Source organism: Kitasatospora sp. YST-16 (assembly GCF_026802215.1).
GTDB classification, from domain to species: domain Bacteria; phylum Actinomycetota; class Actinomycetes; order Streptomycetales; family Streptomycetaceae; genus Kitasatospora; species Kitasatospora cineracea.
In genome coordinates this window covers 1,366,308-1,387,253 of the sequence record NZ_CP113837.1, presented here as the reverse complement: position 1 = coordinate 1,387,253, position 20,946 = coordinate 1,366,308, and the positions used below count along the sequence as shown (strand labels likewise).

General features: G+C 73.9%; 19 protein-coding genes and 1 pseudogene. 9 read left to right on the top strand and 11 right to left on the bottom strand.

Annotated features, from left to right (window positions below):
• Positions 1–27 precede the first annotated feature (27 nt).
• Positions 28–585 (bottom strand): annotated as a pseudogene (locus OU787_RS06330) (GNAT family N-acetyltransferase); the annotation flags it as partial.
• A gap of 65 nt (positions 586–650) precedes the next feature.
• Between OU787_RS06330 and OU787_RS06325 the strand changes: the two are divergent.
• Positions 651–1,697, top strand: coding sequence for an MDR family NADP-dependent oxidoreductase (locus tag OU787_RS06325; protein ID WP_268658798.1), 1,047 nt, complete (start codon positions 651–653; stop codon positions 1,695–1,697).
• A 106-nt stretch (positions 1,698–1,803) separates the two neighbouring features.
• Positions 1,804–2,166 (top strand): MerR family transcriptional regulator, encoded by a 363-nt coding sequence (locus tag OU787_RS06320; protein ID WP_030461943.1) that lies wholly within the window; start codon positions 1,804–1,806, stop codon positions 2,164–2,166.
• Between the two features lie 49 nt (positions 2,167–2,215).
• On the opposite strand, the gene OU787_RS06315 is transcribed toward OU787_RS06320, so the two are convergent.
• Both OU787_RS06315 and OU787_RS06310 read right to left on the bottom strand, forming a co-directional pair.
• Positions 2,216–3,067, bottom strand: coding sequence for a hypothetical protein (locus tag OU787_RS06315; RefSeq protein ID WP_030461942.1), 852 nt, complete (start codon positions 3,065–3,067; stop codon positions 2,216–2,218).
• A gap of 255 nt (positions 3,068–3,322) precedes the next feature.
• Positions 3,323–5,746, bottom strand: coding sequence for an excinuclease ABC subunit UvrA (locus tag OU787_RS06310; RefSeq protein ID WP_268658797.1), 2,424 nt, complete (start codon positions 5,744–5,746; stop codon positions 3,323–3,325).
• Positions 5,747–5,882: 136 nt separating this feature from the next.
• On the opposite strand from OU787_RS06310, the gene OU787_RS06305 reads away from it, so the two are divergent.
• The gene (locus OU787_RS06305; RefSeq protein ID WP_268658796.1) at positions 5,883–8,288 is read left to right on the top strand and encodes a hypothetical protein; all 2,406 of its coding nucleotides are present in this window, start codon (positions 5,883–5,885) and stop codon (positions 8,286–8,288) included.
• Positions 8,278–9,663 (top strand): hypothetical protein, encoded by a 1,386-nt coding sequence (locus OU787_RS06300; RefSeq protein ID WP_268658795.1) that lies wholly within the window; start codon positions 8,278–8,280, stop codon positions 9,661–9,663. The genes OU787_RS06305 and OU787_RS06300 overlap by 11 nt, the downstream gene beginning before the upstream one ends.
• A 69-nt stretch (positions 9,664–9,732) precedes the next feature.
• Here OU787_RS06300 and OU787_RS06295 read toward each other — a convergent pair whose 3' ends face one another.
• Together OU787_RS06295 and OU787_RS06290 are read right to left on the bottom strand one after the other, a co-directional pair.
• On the bottom strand, positions 9,733–9,981 hold the full coding sequence (locus OU787_RS06295) for a DUF397 domain-containing protein (RefSeq protein WP_268658794.1): 249 nt from the start codon (positions 9,979–9,981) through the stop codon (positions 9,733–9,735).
• Positions 9,978–10,769, bottom strand: a complete 792-nt coding sequence (locus OU787_RS06290; RefSeq protein WP_268658793.1) for a helix-turn-helix domain-containing protein — start codon at positions 10,767–10,769, stop codon at positions 9,978–9,980. Before OU787_RS06290 ends, OU787_RS06295 begins: the two co-directional genes overlap by 4 nt.
• 164 nt (positions 10,770–10,933) lie before the next feature.
• Between OU787_RS06290 and OU787_RS06285 the strand changes: the two genes are divergently transcribed.
• Positions 10,934–11,134 (top strand): hypothetical protein, encoded by a 201-nt coding sequence (locus OU787_RS06285; RefSeq protein ID WP_268658792.1) that lies wholly within the window; start codon positions 10,934–10,936, stop codon positions 11,132–11,134.
• Between the two features lie 39 nt (positions 11,135–11,173).
• Positions 11,174–11,533 (top strand): hypothetical protein, encoded by a 360-nt coding sequence (locus OU787_RS06280; RefSeq protein ID WP_268658791.1) that lies wholly within the window; start codon positions 11,174–11,176, stop codon positions 11,531–11,533.
• Between the two features lie 28 nt (positions 11,534–11,561).
• On the opposite strand, the gene OU787_RS06275 is transcribed toward OU787_RS06280, so the two are convergent.
• Both OU787_RS06275 and OU787_RS06270 read right to left on the bottom strand, forming a co-directional pair.
• The gene (locus OU787_RS06275; protein ID WP_268658790.1) at positions 11,562–13,022 is read right to left on the bottom strand and encodes a multicopper oxidase family protein; all 1,461 of its coding nucleotides are present in this window, start codon (positions 13,020–13,022) and stop codon (positions 11,562–11,564) included.
• A 331-nt stretch (positions 13,023–13,353) separates the two neighbouring features.
• The gene (locus OU787_RS06270) at positions 13,354–14,127 is read right to left on the bottom strand and encodes a TIGR03084 family metal-binding protein (RefSeq protein WP_268658789.1); all 774 of its coding nucleotides are present in this window, start codon (positions 14,125–14,127) and stop codon (positions 13,354–13,356) included.
• 464 nt (positions 14,128–14,591) lie between these two features.
• Between OU787_RS06270 and OU787_RS06265 the strand changes: the two genes are divergently transcribed.
• A complete protein-coding gene (locus tag OU787_RS06265; RefSeq protein WP_268658788.1) occupies positions 14,592–15,233 on the top strand; it encodes an NAD(P)-dependent oxidoreductase in 642 nt (213 codons plus the stop codon).
• 431 nt (positions 15,234–15,664) lie between these two features.
• On the opposite strand, the gene OU787_RS06260 is transcribed toward OU787_RS06265, so the two are convergent.
• The 3 genes from OU787_RS06260 to OU787_RS06250 form a co-directional block, all read right to left on the bottom strand.
• On the bottom strand, positions 15,665–16,927 hold the full coding sequence (locus OU787_RS06260) for an amidase domain-containing protein (RefSeq protein ID WP_268658787.1): 1,263 nt from the start codon (positions 16,925–16,927) through the stop codon (positions 15,665–15,667).
• Between the two features lie 3 nt (positions 16,928–16,930).
• Entirely contained in the window at positions 16,931–17,251 is a 321-nt protein-coding gene (locus OU787_RS06255) for a type VII secretion target (protein ID WP_268658786.1), read from the bottom strand.
• A gap of 154 nt (positions 17,252–17,405) precedes the next feature.
• Entirely contained in the window at positions 17,406–18,188 is a 783-nt protein-coding gene (locus OU787_RS06250) for a dioxygenase family protein (protein WP_123818926.1), read from the bottom strand.
• 120 nt (positions 18,189–18,308) lie between these two features.
• On the opposite strand from OU787_RS06250, the gene OU787_RS06245 reads away from it, so the two are divergent.
• Entirely contained in the window at positions 18,309–18,773 is a 465-nt protein-coding gene (locus OU787_RS06245) for a MarR family winged helix-turn-helix transcriptional regulator (RefSeq protein WP_268658785.1), read from the top strand.
• Positions 18,774–18,809: 36 nt separating this feature from the next.
• Here OU787_RS06245 and OU787_RS06240 read toward each other — a convergent pair whose 3' ends face one another.
• Complete coding sequence (locus tag OU787_RS06240) at positions 18,810–19,913, bottom strand: WD40/YVTN/BNR-like repeat-containing protein (RefSeq protein WP_030460475.1); 1,104 nt, start codon at positions 19,911–19,913, stop codon at positions 18,810–18,812.
• Between the two features lie 179 nt (positions 19,914–20,092).
• Between OU787_RS06240 and OU787_RS06235 the strand changes: the two genes are divergently transcribed.
• On the top strand, positions 20,093–20,848 hold the full coding sequence (locus OU787_RS06235; RefSeq protein ID WP_030460474.1) for a pirin family protein: 756 nt from the start codon (positions 20,093–20,095) through the stop codon (positions 20,846–20,848).
• Positions 20,849–20,946: the final 98 nt, after the last annotated feature.

The following is a 20,946-nucleotide window of genomic DNA, read 5'->3' as shown; positions in this document are numbered from 1 at the left end:
CCGCCCGTCTGCTGACGGTTCGTCAATTCACTTGTGTACCAATGGGTTTGCAGAACCATCGGGGCGGAGCTCGCGGCGGTACACCTGCCGGGAACCGCCCTCCGGCCCCGGGGCCGCGGGCTCGGCGGGGGAGAAGCCCAGCCGCTCGTAGAAGACCCGGGCGCCGCCGGCCGTCGCGCCCGGATGGTCCGCACCGAACGTCACCACCTCCACCGTCCGCACCTCCGCCGGGCAGCGGGCCAGCGCCTCGGCGACCAGGGCCCGACCGATGCCCAGGCCGCGGGCGGCGGCGTCCACCACCAGCCAGTGCAGGTGGCAGACCGGCGGCCGCCGGCCGACCAGCAGACCGCCCAGCAGCCCGGCCCCACCGACGGCCACCAGGGCCTGGCCGCAGGCGAGTTGGCGCTCCACGGCGGCGTGGAAGCCCGGTTCGCCGACCATCGGCCCGAACCACTGCTCGACCTGCCCGGCCAGCCGCACCAGCCCGGCCGCGTCCGGCGGCCGCCCCGTCCGCACCCGCACCCGCCCGTCCATCTCCCGCTCCCCTCCGCGCAGTCGGCGCGACGCGCGCCGACGTGCTTGACCCTGACCCGCGGGTCAAGGGCTAGCTTTCCGGCACCTGCCGTCCGGTACTCCCCGAGGAGCCGTCCATGAGCGTGCCCGAAACCGTCCGCGAGATCCACCTCGCCCGCCGCCCGCAGGGCCGTCCGGTCGCCGCCGACCTGGTGGTGGTCGAGACGCCCGCCCCGAAGCCCGCGGCGGGCCAAGTCCTGCTGCGCAACCGGTGGTTCCTGCTGTTCACCGGGCTGGCGACGCTGCTCGGCGACACCCCGCCGGGCACGCCGTTCCCGCCGATCGAACCCGGCGACACCCTGTTCGGGCCGGCCGTCGCCGAGGTGCTCGACGCCCCGGCGGGCAGCGGGCTGCGCCCCGGCGACCTGGTCGTCCACTCCCGGGGCTGGCGCGAGTACGCGGTGGCCGACCCGGCCGAACTCACCCCGCTGGTCGAGGAGTTGGCCGATCCGGCGGCCCACCTCGCACCCGGCTCGGTCGGCTACGGGGTGCTCACCCGCACCGCGCCGGTCCGCCCCGGCGACACCGTGCTGGTCACCGGCGCGGCCGGAGGCGTCGGCACCCTGGCCGGCCAGACCGCCCGGCTGCTCGGCGCGGGCACCGTCATCGGCACCACCGGCTCCCCGGCCAAGGCCGAGCGGCTGCGCGAACTCGGCTACGACGCCGTGCTGGTGGACGAGCGGACGGGCGACGGGCCCGGCCGCGCCGAGCGCTTCGCCCGGCAGCTCGCCGAGGCCGCGCCCGACGGCATCGACCTGCTGATCGACAACGTCGGCGGCCACCAGGCCGAGGCGGCCCTCGCCGCCACCCGCCCCGGCGCCCGCGCCGCCTTGGTCGGCGTGCTCTCCGGACAGCTCGGCGACACCCCGTCCGCGCACCCCTCGCTGCGCCTGGACGCCTTCCAACTCATCATCAAGGGCGTTCAGTTGATCGGCTGCGGGAGTGCCGGTCAGGCCGAGGCGGAGGCCGCGTGGCGGCCCCGCTTCGGCGAGTGGCTGCGGGAGGGCCGGATCGCCTTCCCGCACGTCCGGGTGAGCGGCCTGGAACGGGCCCCGCAGGCCTTCCAGGAGATGACCGAGGGCCGGTACTTCGGCACGGTGCTGGTGGAACTGCCCGCGGAATGACCGGGCGGCGCCGGCGGTTCCAAGGACCACCGGCCGCCGTCCACCGGCCGCCGTCCACCGGCGGCCGGGCACCGGCCACCGGGGAGGACGCACGGACATGACGCTGATGCGGATCGGGGACGCGGCAGCCGCCGCCGGAGCCACGCCCAGGGCGCTGCGCCTGTACGAGCAGCGCGGTCTGCTGCCGCCGCCCGCCCGCAGCACCAGCGGACAGCGCTGCTACGACAGTACGGACGTGGCCCGGGTCCGGGTGATCCGCACCCTGCTCTCCCTCGGGCTGACCATCGAGGACCTGCGCGGCCACGCCGAGTCCTTCGACCTGCTGGCCGCCGACCCGGCCCGCCGCTGCGCGGGTGCCTCCGGCGGGCCGGTGGTCCGGCGCCGCCTCGCCGCGCTGGACGCCGAGATCGCCCGGCTCACCCGGCTGCGGGCCGCGCTCGCGCACGCCGCCGGTCCGGCCGCGGGGTGAGCGGCCGTCAGGCGCCGCGGTGCCGGGGCGGGGATCGGCTGACGGTCGGTCAGGATCCGCCGTGGTACCGGGCCAGCAGGACGGCCTCCCGGCGCAGCGCCTCGTCGCCGGTGCGGTCGGCCGCGGCGAGCAGGTGGCCGGGGTAGGCGGACTGCAGGTCGGGGCGGTGCGCCAGCAGCCCGTACACGGACCAGAGCAGGTGCTCGCGGGTCAGCGGGCCGGGGCGGTGCGCCGGGTACCAGACGTCGTCGAAGCGGGGGCGCAGCGCGGGGTCGGTGAGCAGGGTGAGCAGCCGGTCGAGGTGGCGGACCGGCAGGTCGGGGTCGTGGCCGGCGGAGGCGTGCACGGCGGCGACGTACAGCGCGGGGTGGTCCTCGGTGAGGGTCTCGGCGAGGACGGCGCGGGCGCCGGTGGTGGCGGTGCCGGCCAGCGCGAGCAGCAGGGAGAGCCGGACGGACGGGTCGGTCTCGGTGCGCCACAGGCCGAGCAGGCAGCCTGGGTCGGGGGCGAGCGGCAGGGCGGCGCGGCGGACCGCCGGGTCCGGGTCGGTGAGCAGCGGCAGGGCCCGGGAGCGGTGCCGTTCGGGCAGGTCGGGGGCGGCGGTCAGCAGGCGGGCCAGCAGGGCGGTGAGCGGTCCGCGGGCGGCGCCGGTGGCGGGGTCGGCGGCCAGTGCGAGCAGGAACGGCAGGGCGACGGGGGTTGCGGACGGGACGGGCCGCCCGGGTTCGGGGATCAGGCAGTACAGCAGTTCGCAGTCCTCGGGGCGGCCGCCGTCGGGCCCGGCGGCGGCCAGCCGGTGCAGCACCCGCGGCACCATCGTCGCGGGGCTGGACCAGTGCGCGGTCTCCAGCCCCTCCCACCGCGTGGCGTCCAGTTCCGTCAGCGGGATTTCCGTGGTCATGCGCTCCCCCGTACTCGGCCGTGCCCCGTGAAGATCACGGACATTCTGGGGCGGAGCCGTCGCGCTGTCGTGGGGATTTTCCGCCCGGGACGAAAACTTTGCCGAGGCGATGCGGGGGAGTGATGGAGGGTCACGGAAGGGATCGGCCCGGTGGCCGACCGTCGCCGTGACCTGCGTTTCCGTGGTCCGGCGGCGACGGTCGGTGACTCCCGTTCGGTGACTCCCGTTCGGTGACGCCCGATCAGTGACGCCCGGTCAGGCGTCGGCGCGCGCCCCGACGTACGCGGCGAGGTGACGGCCGGTCAGCGTGCTGCCGTCGGCGACCAGTGCGGCGGGGGTGCCCTCGAAGACGATCCGGCCGCCGTCGTGGCCGGCGCCCGGGCCGAGGTCGATGATCCAGTCGGCGTGCGCCATCACCGCCTGGTGGTGCTCGACCACGATCACCGACTTGCCGGAGTCGACCAGCCGGTCCAGCAGGCCGAGCAGCTGCTCGACGTCGGCCAGGTGCAGTCCGGCGGTCGGCTCGTCCAGCACGTACACGCCGCCCTTCTCGGCCATCTGCGCGGCCAGCTTGAGGCGTTGGCGCTCGCCGCCGGAGAGCGTGGTGAGCGGCTGGCCGAGCGTCAGGTAGCCGAGGCCGACGTCGGAGAGCCGCTTGAGGACGGTGTGCGCGGCGGGCGTGCGGGCCTCGCCGGCGCCGAAGAACTCCTGGGCCGCGTCGACGGACATCGCCAGCACCTCGGCGATGTTCCGGCCGCCGAGCCGGTACTCCAGCACCGCGGCCTGGAAGCGCCTGCCCTCGCACTCCTCGCAGACCGTCGCCACCCCGGCCATCATGCCCAGGTCGGTGTAGACCACGCCCGCGCCGTTGCAGGCCGGGCAGGCGCCCTCCGAGTTGGCGCTGAACAGGGCGGGCTTCACCCCGTTCGCCTTGGCGAAGGCCTTGCGGATCGGCTCCAGCAGGCCCGAGTAGGTGGCCGGGTTGGAGCGCCGCGAGCCCCGGATCGGGCTCTGGTCGATCGCCACCACGCCCTCCGGCACCCCGCCCGCCAGCGCCTTCCCGCTGACCAGCGAGCCGTGCACCAGCGAGCTCTTCCCGGAGCCCGCCACGCCCGTCACCACCGCCAGCACGCCCAGCGGCACGTCCACGTCGACCTTGCGCAGGTTGTGCGCGTCGGCCCCGCGGATCTCCAACACGCCGGTGGGGGTGCGGACTTCGGGCTTGAGCGCGGCCCGGTCGTTGAAGTGCCGGCCGGTGACGGTGCCGCTGGCCCGCAGCCCGGCCACGCTGCCCTCGAAGCACACCTCGCCGCCCGCCGAGCCGGCCCCCGGGCCGAGGTCGACCACGTGGTCGGCGATCTCGATGGTCTCCGGCTTGTGCTCCACCACCAGCACCGTGTTGCCCTTGTCGCGCAGCTGCCGCAGCAGCCCGTTCATCCGCTGGATGTCGTGCGGGTGCAGCCCGGTGGTCGGCTCGTCGAAGACGTACGTGACGTCGGTCAGCGAGGAGCCCAGGTGCCGGATCATCTTCACCCGCTGCGCCTCGCCGCCGGACAGCGTCCCGGCCGGGCGGTCCAGCGACAGGTAGCCGAGGCCGATCGCGGTGAACGAGTCCAGCAGCTGGCGCAGCGAGGCCAGCAGCGGGGCCACCGTCGGCTCGTCCAACTCCCGTACCCAGTCGGCGAGATCGCTGATCTGCAGGGCGCAGGCGTCGGCGATCGAGACGCCCCTGATCTTGGAGGCGCGGGCGCCCGGACCGAGCCGGGTGCCGTCGCACTTGGGGCAGGTGGCGAAGGCGACGGCCCGGTCCACGAACTCGCGGACGTGCGGCTGGAGGGCGGCCCGGTCCTTGGCCAGCATGGACTTCCGGATCCGCAGCACCAGGCCCTCGTAGGTCATGTTGATGCCGGCGATCTTCATCCGGACCGGTTCCCGGTACAGGAAGTCGTGCCGCTCCTGCTCGCCGTACGCGTCGATCGCCTTGTCCGGGTCGACCAGGCCGGACTCGGTGTACAGCCGGTAGTTCCAGCCGCCGGGCTTGTAGCCGGGGATGGTCAGCGCGCCCTCGTTCAGCGACTTTGCGCCGTCGTACAGCTGCCCCAGGTCGATGTCCGAGACGCTGCCCCGCCCCTCGCAGCGCGGGCACATCCCGCCGGTCCGCCCGAACGTCCGCTCCTCGGTCGTCGTGCCCTCGCCGCGCTCCACCGTGATCGCGCCCGCGCCGGACACCGTCGGCACGTTGAAGGAGAACGCGGGCGGCGGCCCGAGGTACGGGTCGCCGAGCCGGCTGAACAGGATCCGCAGCATCGCGTTGGCGTCCGTCGCGGTGCCCACCGTCGAGCGCGGGTCGGCGCCCATCCGCTGCTGGTCGACGACGATCGCGGTGGTCAGGCCGTCCAGCACGTCCACCTCGGGGCGGCTCAGCGACGGCATGAAACCCTGCACGAAGGCGCTGTACGTCTCGTTGATCAGCCGCTGCGACTCCGCCGCGACCGTCCCGAACACCAGCGAGCTCTTGCCCGAACCGGACACCCCGGTGAACACCGTCAGCCTGCGCTTGGGCAGTTCCACGCTGACGTCCTTCAGGTTGTTCACCCGGGCCCCGTGCACCCGGATCAGGTCGTGGCTGTCCGCCGGGTGCCGCCCGTCCGCACCGCTCGCCGCCGCCGTGCCGCTCATCGTCCTCGTCCCTCCGTCCGGCGGCGCCCGTGGCGACCCCGCGGCCCCGATCCAACCACCGGGAACCGACGGGCAGCGGTTCTCGTCCCCATAAAGCGCGGGTAAAGTGACCGGCCGAACCACCCGGGAGGCACCCATGCGGACACAGAAGCGGACGGCGGACCGGAGCCGGTCGGCCACGCCGGTGGCCCCGGGAGCCCCGCTGGCCGCCGCCGCCCTGGCCGTGCTGGCGCTGCTCACCGCCGCCGCCCCGGCGACCGCCGCCGACCCGACCGCCGGGCCCACCGCCGCGACCGCGCCCGCCGCGCCCGCTGCCTCCGGCTCCGCTGCCTCCGCGCCCGCAGCGACTGCACCCGCCGCCTCCGCGCCCGCCGCCGGCTCCGCCGCCTCCGCGCCCGCCGCCGGCTCCGCGGCCGGGCTGCTGCCCGCCGAGGCCACCCAGGCCGAGCGGCTGGCCGCCGAGCTGCGCAAGGACCCCGTCTACATCTCCGCCGACCAGCCGCGCCAGGTGCCCCGCTCGCTCGGCCCGGAGTTCGCCGCCGTCGCCCGCCGGACCGGCGTCCCCACCTACGTGCTGGTGCTGCCCGACGCCGACCGGACGCTGCTCGCCCAGGTGCACGACCGGCTCGGCGCCGACGGCCTGTACGTGCTGGTGCAGAAGTACGGCGGCCTGACCGTCTCCACGTTCGGCGTCGACCTCCCCGCCGAGGACGCCGCCCGGATCGCCAACCACGTCACCCCGTACGACGCCGGGCCGCTGGCCGGGTTCACCGTCTTCGCCGACAAGGTCGTCCAGGGCAAGGACCGGGTCGCCGCCGAGGCCGAGGCGGTGTACCGGGACCACGGCGACCTCCCCCGGACGTACATCTCCGCCACCGACCGGCAGAACCAGAACCTGACGCTCGGCCTGGCCGTCGTGGTGCTCCCCGGCCTGCTGCTCGCCCTCGGCCTGCGGCTCTCCCGCCGCCGCGGCCTCCCGCGCCCCACCGAACCGGCCTCCGCCGCGCGCCGGCCCGGGGCCGTCGACCTGGGCAAGCAGCCGGCCGTCGCCCTCGCCAAGGCCAAGAACCCCGCCGCCAAGGGCCCTGCCGCCAAGAGCCCCGCCAAGAGCACCGCGAAGAGCACCGTCGCGAAGAACCCCAAGAAGAAGGCCGGGCAGCCCGCCCCCGCGCCGCTGCGCCGCACCGTGCTCGCGGTGACCCTGCTGGCCACGGTCGCCGCCGTGCTCGGCGTGGTGCTCGCCGCCCCCAAGGTCTTCCCGCAGACCCTCGACGACCCCGACCTCACCGTCACCCAGGCCGACCTGGACGCCCGCACCACCGAGGCCGCCGCCGCGCTCGCCGCCGACGGGATCTACCAGGACCCCTCCGCCCCGACCGCGCTGACGCCCGCCCAACTGGCCGCCGTCCGGCAGCGGACGGCCGAGCTGGCCGCCAAGACCCCGGTGTACCTGCTGTTCACCGGGTCCGACAGCGACGACGAGAGCGGCGGCAGCAGCACCACCCTGCTCGCCCAGGTGCACCAGCGCACCGGCCGGGACGGCGTGTACGTGCAGGTCGACCCGGTGGGCGGCTACTTCGAACTCGCCGAGTTCGGTCCGGCCGGCACCGACGCCCCCACCCGGTTCCGGCGCGCCGACCTGCGCTACCCCGACCGCAGCACCGCCTCCGACGACCTGCGCATCCCGGACCGGCTGAACAGCGTCCTGGACACCGTGGCCGCCGCCCAGCCGACCGGCGAACCGGCCTACGGCAACGGCCCCACCGCCCTGCCCGAACTGCGCAGCAACAAGCTCCCGCCGCTGTTCAGCAGCGACTTCGGCCCCGGCCTGATGCTCGGCTTCATGCTGTACGGCGTCCTGCTGCTGCTCGCCTGGGCCGCGATCGCCGTCACCCGGGCGGTGGTCCGCTCCCGGCGCGCCCTGGCCGCCGACCCGACCCCGCCGCAGCACGCCGCCACCGGCCCCCGGCGCACCGCCGCCCAGCCGTCCGCCCGCCAACTGCGCGGCTGGGCCGCCGAGGACACCCGGGCGCTGGCCGTCCGGCTCGCCGCCGCCGACCAGGACGCCCCCGGCCGGACCCGCGCCTGGGACTGCCTGGACGCCGCCGAACTCCTGCTCGGCGAGGACGGCGGCCGCACCGCCGACCCGTCCGACCTGGCCGCCGCCACCGCCCTCGCCCGGGCCGGGTTCGACGCCCTGCACGGCAGCCGGGAGGCCCGGCTGTGCCGGCTCAACCCGCTGCACGGCGCGGCCGACGGCGGCAAGGTCCCGTCCTGGTTCCCCGTCGTCGACCTCGGCACCGGCACCGCCAGCCTGTGCACCGACTGCCGGGACGCCCTCCAGCGCGGCGGCGCCAACCGCCCCGCCGCCGACCGGACCGCCCGCCGCGCCGAGGCCGACAAACTGCTGCTCCGGGTGCCCGGCGCGGACGGCCGCACCGAGGCCACCGTCTGGGACCGGTCCGGCCAGGTCCTGCCCGCCGCGCTCGAGAACCTCGACGCACTCGTCCTCAGGGCCAGGGAGTCCGCCAGTGTCCAGTGACCGCACCACCATCGCCGCGCCCGCCGCGACCACCACCATCGCCGCGACCACCACGACCGCCGCGCCCGCTGCCCCGCGCCACCGCCTATTGCCGGCCCTGCTGGCCGTCCTGCTGCTGGCCTGCGCCGCCTTGCTCGGCACCGGCGCCCCGGCCCGCGCCGACGCCACCCCCGCCACCACGGCGACCGGCGAGAGCATCGCCGCGGCGCTCAAGACCTCCCCGGTGTACGTCGACCCGGCCTTCGCCGCCGCCGTCACCCCCGCCCAGCAGCAGCAGATCGCCGAGCAGATCGCCGCCACCGGACTGCCGATCAAGGTGGTGCTGGTGCCGCTGCAGCAGGGCGACGCCTTCGGCGGCCGCGCCAAGGGGCTGTCCGCCGTGGTGCAGGAGCGCCTCGGCCAGTCACCGCTGATCATGATCACCAGCGACGACTACGGCAGCTGGCTGAACGGTTACGAGTGGCCCTCCGACACCCACCAGGTCCGCGACTCGGCCAATGCCGTCAGCCTGCTCAAGGAACTCAAGGACGCCGGCCTGGCCGCCAAGGTCGGCCGGGCGATCGAACTGATCAGCACCGGCAAGGGCACCGAGGTCTACAAGGCCGAGGCCGACCGGGTCGACCGCGAGTACTCGGCCCGCCCGCACACCGACGACACCGCCGGCGCCCCCGGCTCCTCCTCGTCCTCCACCGGCCTGTTCGCCCTCGCCGCCGTCCTGGTGCTCGCCCTGGTGATCGGCGCCGCCCTGGTGGCCCGCAGCCGCCGCCGCCCCCGCCACACCGCCTTCACCTTCCCCGACGCGGTGTTCGCCGCCGACCGGGCCGCCGACGAGGCCGGCCTGCGCCGCCAGGCCGCCGACGAGGTGCTCGCCCTCGGCACCCTCCTGGACGGCGCCGACGGCAGCACCACCCCCGGCCTCGGCCGCGCCCTGGACGCCTACGACGCGGCCGGACGGGTCCTGGACGCCGCCGACGGCCTCCCCGACCTGGCGGGCGTCCTCGCCCTGGCCGCCGAGGGCCGCGCCGCGCTCGCCACCGAGCCCCGGCTCCCGCTCTGCTTCTTCGACCCCCGCCACGGCACCGCCGCCCGCCGCACCACCTGGCGCCCGCTCGGCCGCCGCGAACGCGTCGACGTCGCCGTCTGCGAGGACTGCGCCCAGGCCCTCAAGGCCCGCCGCTCCCCCCAGGTCCTCGCCGTCCGCGACCAGGGCCGCACCGTCCCCTACTTCGAAGTCCCCGCCGACCGCAGCCTCTGGGCCGCCACCGGCTACGGCTCCCTCCTCTCCGGCCCCGACGACACCCTCGCCGCCCGCGTCACCACCGGCGCCTTCACCCGCACCACCAACCGCCGCCGCCCCACCGACCCCGAGGACTGACCCCGGCCCACCCGGAAAACCGGAAGCCCCCTGCACGAGGGGGCTTCCGACATCGGTTCCGACGTCGCGTCAGACCGTCCCGAACTCGCCCGCCGCCGCGGCGGCCGCGAAGGCGTGCCAGGCGTCGACGGGGACGACGAGGGGGCGGCCGGCGGGGTTCTTGCTGTCGCGGATGGCGATCACGCCGTGGGTGGCGGCGTACGCCTCGGCGATCTCGATGCAGTCGCCCTGGCCCTGGTTGTCGGAGTAGCTGGACTTCCGCCAGGCGATGCGGCTCGGTTCCAGGTCGGAGGTGGACAGACGGGGCACAGTGCTCATGTTCGGAGTTCCTCCATTGCGCTTCGGAGCCACAGCTTCGACTCCTCCGGTGACAGGGCTGCCGCCTGGAGGAGATCGTAGGCCAGGGCGGCGGCCTGTACTTCGGCTGGGTTTTCCAGGAGTTGACCTGTGACGTACCCCTCCGCGTACACGACGCGCGGAGCATCGAGGAAATCGAGCAGCGTTATCGAACTCCCCATGACTCCGTGCCCGCCGACCGAGAACGGGAGTATCTGCACGACGGCGTGAGGTCCTTCCGCCAGATCCAGCACGTGCGCGATCTGTCGCGCCATGACCGCGGGGCCGCCGATCTGTCGACGGACGACGCTCTCGTCCAACACGACCCACATGAAAGGCGGATCGTCGCGGTGCAGAAGGGACTGGCGGGCTGCTCGGGCGAACCAGACGCGCTCGATTTCGTCGGCGTCGGCGCGCGGTAGTCCCAATCTGAGCGCAGCCATGCCGTACTCCTCGGTCTGCCATAGACCGGGAAAAGATCCAGCAGCGTACTTCCACACATGGGAAGCGAGCGGTTCGAGTTCCATGAACCGCCGCGACCAGTCCGGGAACGCCTCCAGGTAGGAGAGTTTGAACAGGTGCCCGAAGATCCCCCCGGCGTCGAAGAACTCGTCGAGTTCCTCCGGGAGTCCTCGCGGGATCGGGCGGTGGGCCGTCTCGACGTCGGCCAGGACGGTCTTGCCGTGCATGAGTTCCGCCGCGAGGTCGGCGAGCGAGAGTCCTCGTTCCTTGCGCATCCGGCGGAGGTGGAATCCGAACAGGTCGCGCACTGAACGCTCCGGGTGGAGCGTCCGCTCATGGGCTCCCACAGGTACCTCCATCTCCGAATCCGGGCTGCGGACATGTCCTGCCTTCTCAGCGTAGCGCCGAATGGTGACGCTTGAAGTGCAGAAAGTCACCCTCGTCAGGGCAATCGCACCACGGAGCAACGATCATGACGACCAGTCAGCCACCACAAGGCGCGCACGGATACCCGGGCCCGGCCGCGAAGTTGACGATCCGCGTCTACACGGTGCGGGCCGACGGGGCCAGGGTGCAGGTCTCGTCCTGCACGTCCGACGAGGATCTCGTTCCGCCGCTGGTCTCGGCGCTGATCTGGCCGGCCTGCGCGTGCCCGCGCTGCGCCGCCGCCTGAACCCTCCCGGTCCCTCGCCGCCCCCATGAAAGGAATCAAGTGCTGTACACCGAACACCCGTTGACGGCGGATACGCCCCGCGACGGCGCGAACGGCCGCTCGGATCCGGCCGCGGGCGCGGAGGGGCGCGGGGATGCCTGGGCCCGGGCCTGGGCGATCGCCGAGCGACTGGCGAGAGCCGGTGGCGGCAGGACGCGGCTGGCCGGGACCGGTGGCGGCTACCGGATCGAACTGCACCTGACCGGCCCCACGTCGAACGAGGTCGAGGTGGTGAACGTCATTGCGCTGGGCGACCGTTGGGGCCACCGGTACTCGTCCCCGGCGCGCAACGACGGTGTGGAGAAGCACTGCGTGTGGAGCGAGGTGCACCAGAAGCCGGCCGAACCAACCGGAAACTGATGGACCGTCAGATTGGCGTCTTCCGAGCTCAACCCTCCACGTACTCCACGCTCTGCATCATGCCGAGGTCCTCGTGGTGCAGCTGGTGGCAGTGCGCGATGGCCCGGCCGGTGAAGTCCTCGTAGCGGACCAGGAAGGTCACCGACTCGCCGGGGTGCCCGCCCGCCAGGCCGACGGTGTCGTGCCAGACCGGCGGGTCCAGCCGGACGCCGTTCCGGTGGGTGACCAGGAACGGGTTGGTGTGCAGGTGGAAGGGGTGGTTGAAGCCGGGGGAGGTCTCGCCGGTGCGCACCGTCCAGCGTTCGGTGCGGCCCAGCGGGAGCAGGTGGTTGACGTAGTCGGGGTCGTACAGGCCGTACGCCGGGTCGTGGCGCAGGTCGCCGCCGGGGCGGGCGGGCGGGGTGGGGTGGTTGCCCAGGACCCGGAAGGCGTCCGGGAACGGCTGCGGGAAGACTCCGGGGTCGACGTGGAAGACCACCTCCCGGTCCGGGCCGGTCACGTCCCGCTCGTCGAGGGGCGGGCGGCCCGGCGGCAGCGCGGCCGGCAGGCCCATCGGCGGGTCGACCGGCTCGCCCGCCACCTCGACGGTCAGCAGCGGCTGCTCGACCCGCTCGGCCCGCAGCTCGTACCGCCCGGGCGCGCCGCCCCGGACCAGGACGTCCACCCGGTTGCCCATCACCAGTTCCACCGTTCCCGCGGCCACCGGCGCGGGCAGCGTCACCCCGTCCTGGGCGATCCGGTGCATGGTCAACTCGCCTTCCGATCCCGTGAGTCGAAGCTTCAGTGCGGTGAACGCGGTGGCCCCGACCAGCCGCCACCGCTGCACCTCGCCGGGCCGCAGCGCCAGCACCGGGTTGACCGCGCCGTTGACGGTGAACACCGACGGCACCCCGGTCAGCCAGGCCCCGGAGGTGAACGCGGGCACCCGGCCGTCGCGCAGCTTCAACTCGTTGACGCAGACCACCACGTCGGCGGCGGCCCGGATCTCCGGCACCTCGTCGACGTCCCCCTCCACCACGATCACCCCCGCCAGGCCGCCCGCGAGCTGCTCGGCGGTCGAGCCGTGCAGGTGCGGGTGGTACCAGTACGTCCCGGCGGGGTGGTCGGCCGGGACGTGCACCACCGTCCGGTAGTGCGGCTCCGGGTCGCCCGCCGCCGCGCGCGGCGCGAACTCCCGCAGCACGTTGTCGGCGTGCCCGGACGGGGAGACGTGCATCCCGTGGGTGTGCAGGTTGAAGCTGTTGGGGCGGTGCGGCATCCGGGGCCCGTGGTCGGACCCGGCCGGGTTCGGCGGCAGCCCGTTGACGTGCGTGAGCAGCAGGGTGTCCCCGGCCCGCACCCGCAGCGTCGGTCCCGGCAGCGCCCCGTTGTAGGCCCGGGTGGTGATCCGCCCGTGCCCCGGCACCTCGACCTCGGCGAACCGGACGTCCAGCACCTGCTCCAGCACCGACGGCACCCGCCCCGGCACCGGCCGCCGCCACACCGTCACCGGCTGCGGGAACCTTCCCGTAGCCGCGACCCCCGCCGCGACCCCCGTCCCCGCCCCGGCCGTTCCCGCCACCGCCGTGAGACCGGCGACGGCGGCCGCCCTGAGCACTGTCCGCCGACCGATCGAGCCACTGTCTCCCATAGCCGGGCAATCTATGTCAAACCGGACGAGTCGCCGAGCCCGCCGCACCGCAGGCCCGCACTCGAACATCGTTGCTACGGCCACCCGGTGACCGCGGACTCCCGCCCCGGGAGCGCCCGACTCGGCCACGCACGAGCCGCGTTCGACGCAAGGGCCGACGCCCGGTCAGCGGCCGACCCCGCCCCCGGCCTCACCCCCGCAGCGGCTTCCGCCCCTCCCCGGGCGGACCGGCGAACGCCTGGGCGATCGGCAGCCAGGCCCGCGCGGTGGCGCCCTCCGCCGTCAGTGACAGGTCGTCGCGGTGCCGGCGCTGGGTGACCAGCAGGCAGAAGTCCAGCGCCGGTCCGCTCACCCGGTCGGCCGCGTCCTCCGGCCCCCAGCACCACAACTCGCCTCCGGGGGAACGCAGTTCGAACCTGATCGGCACCTCCGGCGCGGGCCGCCCGTGCGCGGCGAACGCGAAGCCGACGGTCCGCACCCCGAGGTGCGCGACGTGCCGTAGGCGGTCGGTCGGGACGCGTTCCACCCCGAGCCCGTCCGCGATGTCCTGCCCGTGCGCCCAGGTCTCCATCAGCCGCGCCGTCAGCATCGACCGCGCCTTCATCGGCGGCCCGAACCACGGCACCCGCACCTCCGGCGACACCCCCGCCAATGCCTCCGCGACCTCCGCCCGCCCCGCCCGCCACCGCCCCACCAGTGCCGCCGGATCCTCCCCGACCCCCTCCGCGGCCCCCCGGTCCACCGCCGCCATCCCCGCCGCGAACTCCCGCCCCACCGCAACCGCGAACCCCGCCGGGTCCCGCACCGCCAGCAACGTCCACCGATCCGTCCACGCCAGGTGCGCCACCTGGTGCGCCACCGTCCACCCCACCGCCGGAGTCCCCACCTCCATCACCCCCGCCCCACCCACCAGCGCCTCCACGTCCTCCCCCTCCGCCACCAGATCCGCCACCAGCCCGTCCATCCGTCCCACCCCTTCTCCCCACCCGACAACCCGACCCCCACCCCTACCCCGAACCCCACCCCCCGCATCCCACCCCACCCCCTTCGAAGCCCGCCCGGCGGCCCCACACCCCACCCGCCGCCCGGCCCCGCGCAGCGGCTCCCACGTCGCGCCCCCGCACCCCGCCCGGCGGCCTCCCCCTTGCCCACTCAATCCTTCCTCGCCCCCAGCTCCGCGCAGCGGCTCCCGCCCCCACCCGCCACCCGGCGCCCCGCACCCCGCCCGGCGGCCTCCCACCCCGCCCGGCGGCCTCCCCCCTTGCCCACTCAATCCTTCCTCGCCCCCAGCTCCGCGCAGCGGCTCCCGCCCCCCACGCCCCGCCCGGCGCCCCCGCACCCCGCCCGGCGGCCTCCCACCCCACCCGGCGTCCGCGTGTTCTGATGAAACGTCGGATTCCCGGACGCGGAGAGCGAGGCTGGTCGAGCATGCGGATCGCGGTCATCGGAGCGAACGGCGGCATCGGCCGGTGCGTGGTGACCGAGGCGCTGGCGCGGGGGCACCTGGTGACGGCGGTGGTGCGGCGGCCGGAGGAGTACCAGGGGCTGGCGATCAGGGTGGAGCGCGGGGACGTGCTGGATCCGGCGGACGTGGCCCGGGTCGCGGAGGGGCAGCAGGCGGTGGTGAGCGCGGTCGGCGGCGGGGACGGCCCCGGCCGGGGGCGGCTGGTGGAGCCCGCCGCGCACGCGCTGGTCGCGGGGCTGCGGCAGCTCGCGGACGCGGCTCCGCGCCTGCTGGTGGTCGGCAGCGCGGGCAGTCTCACCACCGCTGCGGGCACGCCGCTGTGGGACGACCCGGCGGTGACGCCGCGTCAGTTCGAGCTGATGCGGGCCCACGGCCGGGCCCTGGACTACCTGCGCACCGTCCGCGACCTCGACTGGACGGTGCTCAGCCCGCCGCAGAGCCTGCTGCCGGGCGAGCGCACCGGCGCCTACCGCTCTGACACCGACGCCCTGGTGGAGACCCCGGACGGCCTGTCCACCCTCTCCCTCCCGGACCTCGCCGTCGCCCTGGTCGACGAACTCGAGCACCCCGCCCACCACGGCGAACGCTTCACCTGCGCCTACTGACGCCGCCGCGGGCGCTACCGGAGGACCGCCGCGGCCCCCACACAGGGACTCCGCTGCGGTCCGAACTCGTCCGAAGCGGTCCCTTCCAACGCGACCTGGAAGACCAGCCCGACCGCGGCCACCGGCATCAACAGACACAGGAGCGCATGCCCCCGACTCGGTCGGCGGCTCCGTGGGCGCAGGACCGCGAACAGCTGGACCGCCCCCCAGAGAGCCGCGGCGCCACCGAGTGCGACCCCGGCTACGGAGAGCGCCATCACGTAGCCGGGCAGCCCGGGCCCGTCCAGGCACCGCTTCGCGGCGTCGGTCACCCGCGCATCGGCCGGGAGCACCGGCAGGGTGCAGGCCCAGCCGACGACCAAAGCGGCGATAGGGTACCTGGCCCGGAACCAGTGGGCCTCGGCGGTTTCCGTCATTCGGGTCTCCGGTTCTCAGTACCAGTCGGGCGAGACGCGCACGAAGTGCAGCTTCTGCTGGCCCCGGTGCTCCTGGAAGGCGTCGATCCGACCGTCGACGCTGGCGTTCTGCTGGCCGCCGCTGTGCTGGGTGTACTTGATGTCGCCGGTGGGGGTCACGGCTGTGACTACCGCTGTGTGGTGGATGACGTTCTTTCCGGTTTCGCCGTCCTGGTCGGACTCCTCCTCGTAGTAGACGATGTCCCCGGGCCGTACCTGGTCGGGGGAGAGCTCCTGCCCCCCGTGGTGCACCATGAAGTCGTGCATGTTCTGGGCGCCGGCCCATGACTTGGAGTAGTCCAGCCGCTGGGAGAGCCAGTCCTTGCCGCTGTCGTCGCTGCGGCCCCAGGTGTCGTCGCCCCGCCACCCCCAGAGCGAGTCGCCCTTCGCGTGCAGGCCGCCCTGGTGCAGTGCTTCGGAAGCGAAGTTGGTGCAGTTGTCGTCGAAGCGGTCGACGCTGGTGTCGTCCCAGTGCTCCAGTGCCCACTGGACGGTCTTCACCGGGTCGTACTTGGCGTTCGGACCGCCGTGCAGTTCGAGTTTGACGCTGTCGGGGATGCCGGGCAGGTTGGCGAGCGTCACCGGGTCGGACCGCATGAGCTGCTGGTGCTGGCTTTCCGGCAGGGCGTTCCACCAGTCGGTCACCAGCCGGGGGTCGCTCCCGTCGGGGATGCTGCCGGAGTACATGTTGATCTCGATCCGGGATGCTTCGCCCTGGTAGTCGTCCAGAGCGCGCTGCGGATCGGTCTCGCAGGTCGCGGCCCCGAGCTTGCGTAGTTCTGCGGCGGCCTGGGCGTCGGCTTGGGCCGCTTCGCGCAAGGCCTCCCTCAGCATGGCGTTGATCTCCTGGACGGCGTTGTCCGTGGACGAGTCCGGAGTTCCCGAGCCGTTGTGGACCAGCCCGGTGGCCCGGTCCACGGTCAGGCCGTACTGGTTCGCCATGTCGAGTGCGGCATTCATGGTGATCTTGGCGCGAGCCACGTTGGAGCCGAGGCCGTCGAGGATCATGGCGACGGCGCGGGTGAGGTCTGCGCCCGTTTCCAGAATGCGGGCCTGTTCTTCCAGCTTCTGGCCGGCGCTGGCTCCGACCTTGTCCTTCCAATTCTCCTTCAGCGGATCCACGCCGTTGGCGTGGATGTCGTTCACGGCTTTCCAGGATTCCCTGGACAGAGTGAGCCAGCCGTTGGCGGCGGAATCCAGGGCGATGCTGTTCGCGGCGGCGAGTGCGTCGAGGTCCACGGGTCAGGCCTCCCTCGAACCGAGATCGGCGAGCGCAGCGCTGATACGGCGGGTGGACTCCTGCTCGGCGGTGGTGTAGGAATGCGCAGATTGTCGCAACTTATCTGCATATTCCTGGAGTTGGCGGACGGTTCCCAACATGTGGGTCTGCCAGGCGTCGGCACAGTCGCGCAGGGCGGCGCCGGACTCCCAGCCGTTCAGCGTCGACGCGGCGGTGAAACTGTCGTCGAGCCAGTGTCCGGCCCGCCCCATGTGTTCCGCGACGCCCTGCATTCCGTCCGCTGAAAGGTTCAGCGCGTTCGGCTCGACGTGGATGTCATTCATTTTTCCCCCCTAGCGGCGCGGGTTGCCCTGCCGCGCCACCGAGGATTGTTTCAAACGCAAAGCAAAATCGGGGCAAAATACTTTCGGAGAAGGCGAGATCCGTCACTTTTGCAGAGATTCCTCCCGAAGTATTCTGCGGCGGGGATGTGGGCCGTCAGCCCAGCTGGATCGAGCGCTTGGCCAGGCCCATCCAGAAGCCGTCGATGACGCTGCGCTGCGCGCCGAGGTCGGCCTCGCCGGCGCCGAGGGTGACGAAGAGCGGGGCGAAGTGCTCGGTGCGGGGGTGGGCGAGGCGTCCGGCGGGGGCCTTGTGCTCGAAGTCGAGCAGGGCGTCGAGGTCGCGTGCGTCCAGGGCGCGGCGGCCCCAGTCGTCGAACTCGGCCATCACGGAGGTGATCCGGCCGTCGGGGGAGAGGGCGCGTAGGTTGTGGGTGAAGAAGCCGGAGCCGACGATCAGCACGCCCTCGTCGCGCAGCGGGGCGAGCTTGCGGCCGATCTCCAGGAGCTGCTGCGGGTCGAGGGTGGGGAGGGAGACCTGCAGGACGGGGATGTCCGCGTCCGGGTACATCTCGACCAGCGGGACGTACGCGCCGTGGTCGAGACCGCGGTCCGGCACGTCCTGCACGGGGGTGCCGGGCGCGCGCAGCAGCTTGCGGACGGATTCGGCGAGCTCGGGCGCGCCGGGGGCGGCGTACCGCACCTGGTAGTAGTGCTCGGGGAAGCCCCAGAAGTCGTAGACCAGCGGGAGGGTGCGCACCGCGCCGATCGCCAGCGGGGCCTCCTCCCAGTGCGCGGAGACCATCAGGATCGCCTTGGGGCGGGGCAGGTCGGCGGACCAGGCGGCGAGTTCGCCGGGCCAGACCGGGTCGTCGGCGAGCGGGGGCGCGCCGTGCGAGAGGTAGAGGGCGGGCATGCGCTCGGTGGTGGGGGTGCTCATGGGTCCGTCCTCCTGGTGCCGGGGCCGCCGGCGGCTGCCGACCTGTAGTTCAAATTTGAACCTTGCGCCTCCGAAGGTACACCCGAGTTCGAATTTGAACAACCGGAGTAGACTGCGGGCATGGACGAACCCCGCTGGCTCAACGAGACCGAGATGGCCGCCTGGCGCGGGTTCGTCGCGGCCACCAACCTGGTCGCCCGCCGGCTGGAGCGCCAGCTCAAGGAGGACGCGGGGCTCTCCCACACCCAGTACGAGATCCTGGTGCAGCTGTCCGCCGCCCCCGGCGGCTCGCTGCGGATGACCGACCTGGCCGACCGCCTGGTCACTTCCAAGAGCGGCCTCACCTACCAGGTCACCCAGCTGGAGAAGGCCGGCCTGGTCGGCCGCCGCTCCTGCCCGAGCGACGTGCGCGGCGTCTTCGCCGAGCTCACCGACCAGGGCTGGGCGGCGCTGCGGGCCGCCGCCCCGGGGCACGTCGCCGCCGTCCGCGAGGCGCTGATCGACGTGCTCACCCCGGAGCAGCTCGCCGCCCTGGCCGACGTCCTGGGCACCGTCAGCGACCGCCTGCGGGCCGCCGACTCCTGAGCCGGCCCGGCCCGCGGGCGCCGCGGGGCCCGCGGGTCAGAGCGCCGCGGCCCGCACGCACAGCACGTCCGGCAGGTGCGAGACGAGCAGCGACCAGTGCTCGCCGCCGTCGGGGGAGCCGTACACCTCGCCGTTGCGGTTGCCGAAGTAGACGCCCGCCGGGTCGGCGTCGTCGGTGCACAGGGCGTCGCGCAGCACCACGCCGTAGTGCTGCTCGGTGGGCAGCCCGGCGTCCAGCGGCTGCCAGGTGTCGCCCGCGTCGGTGGTCCGGAAGACCCGGCAGCGGCGGTCGACGGGCAGCCGGGCGTAGTCGGCGTCCAGCGGGAACAGGTAGGCGGTGTCCGGGTCGTGCGGGTGCGCGGCGACGCCGAAGCCGAAGTCGGCGGGCAGGCCGTCGGCGACCGACTTCCACGTCCGCCCGGCGTCGTCGCTGCGGTAGACCCCGCCGTGGTTCTGCAGGTACAGCCGGTCGGGGTCGACCGCGTCCCGGGCGATCTTGTGCACGCACTGGCCGAACTCGGGGAACCGCTCGGGCAGGAAGTCGGTGCGGATGCCGGTGTTGGACGGCTCCCAGCTGGCCCCGCCGTCCGCGCTGCGGTACGCGCCGCCGGAGGAGACCGCGACCAGCAGCGCGTCCGGGTCGCGCGGGTCGGTGAGGATCGTGTGCATGCCCTGGCCGCCGAAGCCCGCGCCCCAGTGCTCGCGCTGCGGGTGGTCCCACAGTGCGTCGACCAGCTCGAAGCTCTCGCCGCCGTCGGCGGAGCGGAACAGCGCGGCGGGCTCGGTGCCCGCGTACACCACGCCCGGGGCCTCCTCGCCGGCCGGCTGCAGCTGCCACACCCGCTCCAGCGAGGCGCCCGTCCGCTCGGGGAACCTCACCGCGGGCCGCGCGGGCTCCTGCCAGCTGGCGCCCAGGTCGTCCGACCACCACACCGACGGGCCCCAGTGGCTGCTGTCCGCCCCGACCAGCAGCCGGGTGCGGCCGCCGCGGCGGTCGATGCCCACCGCGTAGACCGCGTTCATCTGGAAGTGCGGCCCGCTGAACTCCCACCTCCCGCGGTCCGAACTGCGGCCCAGGAACAGGCCCTTCTGCGTGCCGACGGCCAGCAGGACATCCCGTGCATCCCGTACATCGTTCATCGTCGAACCCACCCGGAGACTCGGTCGTACGCGGTCCCGAAGCAGTGTGCTCCCGGCCACTGACACCCGCACGCCACCGCGCCGAGCGGTCGGGGAATGCCTGCCGCCCCCCGAATGGTTTACGATTCAACAATACGGTGGACGACACCGTGCACGTCCCCGACGGAGGAGGGCCCCCGATGGCATCCACGATCGACCTGCGCCGCGCCGACGAGCGCTACCACACCCGCGCCGGCTGGCTGGACTCCAAGCACTCCTTCTCGTTCTCGCACCACTGGGACCCGGCCAACACCCACTTCGGCCTGCTGCTGGTCTCCAACGACGACACCGTCGCCCCCGGCACCGGCTTCGACACCCACCCGCACCGGGACATGGAGATCATCACCTGGGTGCTCGACGGCGGCCTGGTCCACCAGGACTCCGAAGGCCACAACGGCGTCATCTACCCCGGCCTGGCCCAGCGGATGAGCGCCGGCAGCGGCATCCTGCACAGCGAGAAGAACGACTCCTGGACGCTCACCGGCGAGCCCGCCCACCGGGATCCGGTCCACTTCATCCAGATGTGGACCATCCCCGACACCGCCGGCATCGCCCCCGGCTACGAGCAGCTCGACATCAACGACCAGCTCACCCGGGGCGGTTGGACCACCCTCGCCTCCGGCATGGCCAAGCACGCCGACCAGCGAGCCATCGGCATCCGGCAGAAGCACGCCGCCCTGCACGTCGCCCGCCTGCGCCCCGACGAGACCCTCGAACTCGCCACCGCCCCCTTCGTCCACCTCTACGTCGCCCGCGGCGAAGCCGCCGTCGAAGGCGCCGGCCTGCTCCACCAGGGCGACGCCCTGCGCATCACCGCCGCCGAAGGCCAGCGCGTCACCGCCGGCCCCGAGGGCGCCGAACTCCTCCAGTGGGAAATGACCGCCGCCCTCAACTGACCCCCACCCCTCGGAGGCCCGCCCACCCGGCGGGCCTCCGTCGTGCCCGGGCGCGCTGCGGCCGACGGCCGGTGACCCTTTGACGTGATGGAACCGTC

Coding starts and splice junctions, on each gene's coding strand:
- OU787_RS06325 (WP_268658798.1), top strand. CDS start 651: ATGAGCGTGCCCGAAACCGTCCGCGAGATCCACCTCGCCCGCCGCCCG.
- OU787_RS06320 (WP_030461943.1), top strand. CDS start 1,804: ATGCGGATCGGGGACGCGGCAGCCGCCGCCGGAGCCACGCCCAGGGCG.
- OU787_RS06315 (WP_030461942.1), bottom strand. CDS start 3,067: ATGACCACGGAAATCCCGCTGACGGAACTGGACGCCACGCGGTGGGAG.
- OU787_RS06310 (WP_268658797.1), bottom strand. CDS start 5,746: ATGAGCGGCACGGCGGCGGCGAGCGGTGCGGACGGGCGGCACCCGGCG.
- OU787_RS06305 (WP_268658796.1), top strand. CDS start 5,883: ATGCGGACACAGAAGCGGACGGCGGACCGGAGCCGGTCGGCCACGCCG.
- OU787_RS06295 (WP_268658794.1), bottom strand. CDS start 9,981: ATGAGCACTGTGCCCCGTCTGTCCACCTCCGACCTGGAACCGAGCCGC.
- OU787_RS06285 (WP_268658792.1), top strand. CDS start 10,934: ATGACGACCAGTCAGCCACCACAAGGCGCGCACGGATACCCGGGCCCG.
- OU787_RS06270 (WP_268658789.1), bottom strand. CDS start 14,127: ATGGACGGGCTGGTGGCGGATCTGGTGGCGGAGGGGGAGGACGTGGAG.
- OU787_RS06265 (WP_268658788.1), top strand. CDS start 14,592: ATGCGGATCGCGGTCATCGGAGCGAACGGCGGCATCGGCCGGTGCGTG.
- OU787_RS06255 (WP_268658786.1), bottom strand. CDS start 17,251: ATGAATGACATCCACGTCGAGCCGAACGCGCTGAACCTTTCAGCGGAC.
- OU787_RS06250 (WP_123818926.1), bottom strand. CDS start 18,188: ATGAGCACCCCCACCACCGAGCGCATGCCCGCCCTCTACCTCTCGCAC.
- OU787_RS06245 (WP_268658785.1), top strand. CDS start 18,309: ATGGACGAACCCCGCTGGCTCAACGAGACCGAGATGGCCGCCTGGCGC.
- OU787_RS06240 (WP_030460475.1), bottom strand. CDS start 19,913: ATGAACGATGTACGGGATGCACGGGATGTCCTGCTGGCCGTCGGCACG.
- OU787_RS06235 (WP_030460474.1), top strand. CDS start 20,093: ATGGCATCCACGATCGACCTGCGCCGCGCCGACGAGCGCTACCACACC.